This is a genomic window from Streptomyces sp. NPDC048496 (assembly GCF_043200055.1).
GTDB lineage: Bacteria > Actinomycetota > Actinomycetes > Streptomycetales > Streptomycetaceae > Streptomyces.
In genome coordinates this window covers 1-5,280 of sequence record NZ_JBICXB010000108.1, presented here as the reverse complement: position 1 = coordinate 5,280, position 5,280 = coordinate 1, and the positions used below count along the sequence as shown (strand labels likewise).

Genomic DNA, 5,280 nt, shown 5'->3' with positions numbered 1-5,280 from the left:
TCCGCCGGCCACCGCAACCCCGTGGTCGCTGTGCTTGCCCATGAACTGCTCCATGTCCCGCAGGCTTTCCGGGGTGAAGTCGGCCTTGTAGCCGGTGGCTCTGTTCACGAGTTTCGGTTCTGGTTCAACTTCTGTGGAGCACGCACTCTGAGCTATGGATGACCTCATGAGGGCCTTCGTCAGGTTGCCCGAAACTGATCAGTGCCCCGGCGGGTCTGGCTGACGCGACGCGCAAGGGCCGCCAGGACGGCACCCTCCCTCCCCAGATCAGATTGCGGGGCGGCGCAGCACGTCAGCGGGCTCCCAATCGCTCTTCCAAAAGGCTTCAAGCCCGTGCTCGTTGATGAACTGCCGCTCCACCTCGTGGATGGGGTACATCCCTTGGATGTTGATCACGTCGTGACCCTCGTGTCCCGGAACGCCAACGTCGATGCCCAGGTAGTCGTCTCTATCGAGGACCATCGGCGCGAACACGCAGAATGCCGTCATCTCCGACTCGGGCACGATTCGCTCGCCGAAGTTGATGGTGCTGCCGTAGCTGAAGGGACAGGTGCCACGGAGCTGCTCGGCGAGGAAGCCCACCGCGTGGGCCCAGATCACGTTGGTCGACTTCACGCTGAGACAGAGCTCCGGCGAGCCATGCTGCCAGTCCGGATGTTCTGCCAGCGACAAGCCGTAGGTGAACGTCGTGAGAAGCCCGTCCGGTAGGTCGTCGTACACGATCTCCGTCACACCACGCAGCCCCTGCTTGGTCAACTCGACAGGGAAGAATCGCGGCTCACGCCCCCTGGAGAGCCGGTCAAGATGGGCGAGGTACTTCTCTACGCGACTGGCCATGTAACCAGCCTGCACGATCACCCACACGCGGACGCCACCGGGGCGTCACCAGTAACGCTCTGCAACGGGTCCACAGAAGTTGAGCCAGAACCCGAGAACCGACAGCACCTGTACACGAGTTTGGGCGGCACTCGGAGCTCTGCCGAAATCGAACTGTTCATGGCTTCGGGCAGCGTGGGCCCCTGCCGAGTTGGCAGGGGCCCGTGGTGTAGAGAGCTGAGGAGAGCCGGGACCTGCCCTCGACGAGCAGCATCCTGGCCAACACGGCTTACCGTCTGCTGCTGGCCTGACGGCGGGGCCGGCCCGTGGCTAGCGCAGATGTCGGGCGAAGAACCCGGCCGCGTCCTCCCCTGCGAACTGCGGGACGCCGGTGTGCCCGCCCATGTTGGCGTGCAGCGTCTTCTCCTTGGAGCCGAAGGCGTCGAACAGGTCCAGGGACGCCTGCCGGTCGTTCCCTTCGTCGTCCCACTGCAGCAGGACATGCAGCGGAATGGTGACCTGGCGGGCCTCCTCGAACATGGCGGCGGGCACGAGACTCCCGGCGAAGAAGCCGGCGGCCACGATGCGCGGCTCGACCACCGCCAACCGGATGCCGATGGAGATCACTCCCCCCGAGTACCCGACCGGGCCGTCGATCTCGGGCAGCGAGAGAAGGGCGTCCAGGGCTGCCTGCCATTCCGGGACCGCCTTTTCGACGAGCGGGAGGATGAGGGCGTCGATGATCTCGTCGCCGACCGGCTCGCCGGCCTCCATAGCCCGGCGCAGCTCGGCGCGGGCCTGCTCGGCGGCGGCCCAACGGGGCCGGTCACCGCTTCCGGGGAGCTCGATGGTGGCCGCGGCGAAGCCATCCGTCGCGGCGTGCCGGGCCCGCGCCACCAGTCGGGGGTACATCCTGTGCAGTCCGAGCGGGGGGTGGCCGAGCAGGATCAGCGGGACCGGTGCGGATGTGGATGCGGGCGTCCACAGGATGCCGGGGATCTCGCCGAGGGTGAATTCGCGCTCGAGGACGCCGTCGTCGAGGCGCTGTTCAGAAGTGAAGTGCATGGTCGTGCCTTTCGGGAGGGCTCAGAAACGGCGCTCCCGGACGACCTATCGCCCGACCGTGACCCCGGAGGAGAGCACCCATGTGAATACGTTCACGGGTACCACCTCCTCGTTCTCTCGCACGGCCTGGGGAAGGTTAGCAATGCTCGCTGTGATTCGCCAACGGGTTCTTCTGAGGGCTCCGTGGCCGGACGCCAACGAGTCGGAACACTACGCAGAGCTACTTGGGGCCTCATCGCGGCTTCCCGAGGCGAGGCCCTGCGACGGCAGGGCACGCCGGGGCGCTGCGGTTTCTCTCATGAACATCGAACACGGCGTGCCGCCGATGCCTCCCAATCTCAGGTACGGGTGCTGTCGGTTCTCGGGTTCTGGCACAGGTTTTGTGGGCTGGGCACGCTGAGTAACGGGTGGCGGCCAATCAGAATCCCGTGAAGTTGCCGAAAACAATCAGCGTCCAGTGCGTCGTGGCTGATAGTTCGGGGCCGGGGAAGAGGTCGTGCTCCGTTCGAAGGAGCTGTTGTTCCCATCAATCACGGACATTGCGGTGCTGTCGGTGGACTTGAGCATTGCGATAGTGCGCGTGGACGTGCAGTGCACCGCGACGGGTGCCGTGTGCCCGGACTGCGAGACATGGTCCAGCCGTGTTCACGGTTCCTACCTGCGGTTTCCCGCTGACGCTCCCAGCGCCGGACGAAGCGTTGTCCTACGCCTGCGGGTCCGCCGGTTCATCTGTGGGAACGCTTCTTGCGGACGACGCACCTTCGTCGAGCAGACACCCGGCCTGACCCGTCGGCACAGTCAGCGGACCGAGCAGCTGCGTTCCACCCTGGCCGCGGTCGGGCTCGCCCTGGCGGGCCGGGCCGGCGCCCGGCTGGCCCACGTCTTCGGAGTGCCCGTCAGCCGCAGCAAGGTCCTGCGGTTGGTCGGCGCGCTTCCCGAACCGGAACCTCCCTCCCCACGGGTGGTCGGCGTCGACGAGTACGCCACCCGCAAGGGCCGCCACTACGGCACGGTCCTTGTCGACATCGAGACCCGGCGGCCCGTCGACCTGCTGCCCGACCGGGAGGCATCGACGCTGGCCGCGTGGCTGGCTCAGCGGCCCGGTGTCGAAGTCGTCTGCCGCGACCGTGCCCCGTTCTTCGCCGAAGGCGCCGCCGCCGGGGCGCCGCAGGCTGTCCAGGTCGCAGATCGGTGGCATTTGTGGCAAAACCTCAGCGAGGCCGCCGAACGAACCGTCGCACAGCACCGCGGCCTCGACAGCCTCCCGAAGTCGGCCCAGCCCGCAGCGAAGAAGGCCATCCAGGACATCTACAACGCCGAAGACAAGGAGCACGCGGCCAAGGCCGTCGCCACGTTCGCCAAGCAGTACGGCGCAAAGTTCCCCAAGGCCGTCAAGAAGATCGTCGATGACGAGGACGAGCTGTTGGCGTTCTACGATTTCCCGGCCGAGCACTGGATCCACCTGCGGACCACGAACCCCATCGAGTCGACCTTCGCGACGGTCAGGCTACGAACGAAGGTCACCAAGTGGGCCGGGTCCCGAGCCGCCGCCCTGGCGATGGTGTTCAAGCTCGTCGAGTCCGCCCAGGCCCGCTGGCGAGCCGTGAACGCACCCCACCTCGTTGCCCTCGTCCGGGCCGGGGCCCGCTTCGAACGCGGCCACCTCGTCGAACGCCACGAAGCCCCCGCAGCCTGAAACAGGTCAATGATCCACAGACTTTGGCCGCTTGGCGGCGACCTGCCCTGGTAGGGACTCACGCCGGATCCGACAGGTCCATCAGCGCGAGCTTGGCCGGGTCGATCACGACCGTGATGTCGATGATCCGGCCGTCGACGACGGTGAACGCGAGGACCGAGAGCGGGGTGCCGTCCTCGCGCCAGGAAATGATCCCGGGGATGCCGTTGACGAGCACCGCCCGCCCCTGTGCGGCTGCGCTGGCGGACAGTTGCGCGCCGGCTGCGACCTTGGTGGCGCCGAGGATGACGACTACGCCGGACGGGGTGTCGACGGTCAGTTTCACCTCGGGGTCGAGTACCCGCAGCAACTCCTCGAAGTCGCCGCGGCGAGCCGCCGCCAGGAAGGCCTGGACCACCTCTCGCTGCTCCCGTCCGACGCCGGTCGGCCGCTCAATCGTGTGCACCTTCCTGCGGGCGCGGCTGGCGAGCATCTTGGTGGCGGCGGTGGACTTGCCGAGGATCTGGCCGATCTCATCGAACGGCACCGCGAACAGGTCGTGCAGCACGAACGCAAGCCGCTCGCTCGGCCCGAGCGACTCCAGGACGACGAGGAGCGCGAGCCCGACCGAGTCGGCGAGCACTGCGTCGTCCTCGGGAACAGGGCTGTCGTCGAGCGTCACCACGAGCTCGGACAGGCGGTCGTCGTAGGACGCCTCCGGGCGGGCCTGGCGCGATCGCAGGACATCGAGGCTGATCCGGCCGACCACCGTGGTCAGCCAGCCGGCGAGGTTGCGGATGGTCGCCGCGTCCTGGCGGGAGAGGCGCAGCCAGGCCTCCTGGACCACGTCCTCGGCGTCGGCGTGCGATCCGAGCATGCGGTAGGCGACCGCGCGCAGTTGGTCACGCTGGGCCTCGAACGCCTCGGCCATCGGGTCCGCCGGGCTGGTGTCGGACATGTTGTTACCTTCCTCGGCTCTGCTCCGTCATGGGTGATGACGGGCCCGAAGAGGCTCAGGTAACCGATGAAGGAGCAACACCGATGGAAGCACGCATGAACGGCCCGGCGAACCCCGACGTGATCACAGCGATCCAGCACCTCTACAAGGCGATTCACGCCGGGGGCGTAGACAAGCACCTGCTGTCGCTGGTCCACCTGCGCACCAGCCAGATCAACGGTTGCAGCCCCTGCGTCTTCGCCACGATCCAGTCGGCGAAGGAGGCCGGTGAGACAGAGGAGCGGCTGCACAACGTGGTCGCGTGGCGCGAGACGCCCTTCTACACCGATGAGGAGCGGGCTGCCCTCGCCCTGACCGAGGCCGCCACCCGGCTCCAGGACGGCGCACCGGGCGTGACCGACGAGATCTGGGACGCCGCCGCCGACCACTTCAGCGAGGAGCAGCTGGGCGCGATCGTCCTGGAGATCGCGATGACCAACCTCTTCAACCGGATCAACCGCACGGTCCGGGAGCAGGCCGGTAAGACCTGGTGAGTCGGGCGGGGCGTCATCCCCCGCAGGCCGCGCCTTCCTAACGTCAAGGGATGACGCCCCCACAGACTGAAACTCCGGGGTCCGGAGCATTCGTGACAGGCACCCCGATCCACAGGTCTTGACTATTCCTCTGTACTTTCCGTGGTCGTGGGGGCCGAGGAGCTCGAGGGGGAGGACGAGACGGAGGAGGCGGCTTTACCGCGGTAAAGCCCGCGAGGACGCGTGTCCTGTCC

Annotated in this window: 4 protein-coding genes and 1 pseudogene; 2 read left to right on the top strand and 3 right to left on the bottom strand. The window is 67.2% G+C overall.

Translation table 11 applies throughout. From position 1 onward, the window contains the following. Positions 1-267: 267 nt before the first annotated feature. Together ACGFSA_RS34725 and ACGFSA_RS34720 are read right to left on the bottom strand one after the other, a co-directional pair. Entirely contained in the window at positions 268-837 is a 570-nt protein-coding gene (locus ACGFSA_RS34725) for a suppressor of fused domain protein (protein ID WP_393310110.1), read from the bottom strand. Positions 838-1,146: 309 nt separating this feature from the next. Beyond that, a complete protein-coding gene (locus ACGFSA_RS34720; protein ID WP_393310108.1) occupies positions 1,147-1,881 on the bottom strand; it encodes an alpha/beta hydrolase in 735 nt (244 codons plus the stop codon). A 496-nt stretch (positions 1,882-2,377) separates the two neighbouring features. Here ACGFSA_RS34720 and ACGFSA_RS34715 point away from each other — a divergent pair. Further along, positions 2,378-3,556, top strand: a pseudogene (locus tag ACGFSA_RS34715) (ISL3 family transposase); the annotation flags it as partial. A 79-nt stretch (positions 3,557-3,635) separates the two neighbouring features. On the opposite strand, the gene ACGFSA_RS34710 reads toward ACGFSA_RS34715, so the two are convergent. Next, complete coding sequence (locus ACGFSA_RS34710) at positions 3,636-4,514, bottom strand: sigma-70 family RNA polymerase sigma factor (protein ID WP_393310106.1); 879 nt, start codon at positions 4,512-4,514, stop codon at positions 3,636-3,638. 83 nt (positions 4,515-4,597) lie between these two features. Between ACGFSA_RS34710 and ACGFSA_RS34705 the strand changes: the two genes are divergently transcribed. After that, positions 4,598-5,047, top strand: coding sequence for a carboxymuconolactone decarboxylase family protein (locus tag ACGFSA_RS34705; protein WP_393310104.1), 450 nt, complete (start codon positions 4,598-4,600; stop codon positions 5,045-5,047). Positions 5,048-5,280 lie beyond the last annotated feature (233 nt).

What these genes read in the sequence shown, in the direction of transcription:
- ACGFSA_RS34725 (WP_393310110.1), bottom strand. Translation starts at nt 837, where the DNA reads ATGGCCAGTCGCGTAGAGAAGTACCTCGCCCATCTTGACCGGCTCTCC.
- ACGFSA_RS34720 (WP_393310108.1), bottom strand. Translation starts at nt 1,881, where the DNA reads ATGCACTTCACTTCTGAACAGCGCCTCGACGACGGCGTCCTCGAGCGC.
- ACGFSA_RS34710 (WP_393310106.1), bottom strand. Translation starts at nt 4,514, where the DNA reads ATGTCCGACACCAGCCCGGCGGACCCGATGGCCGAGGCGTTCGAGGCC.
- ACGFSA_RS34705 (WP_393310104.1), top strand. Translation starts at nt 4,598, where the DNA reads ATGGAAGCACGCATGAACGGCCCGGCGAACCCCGACGTGATCACAGCG.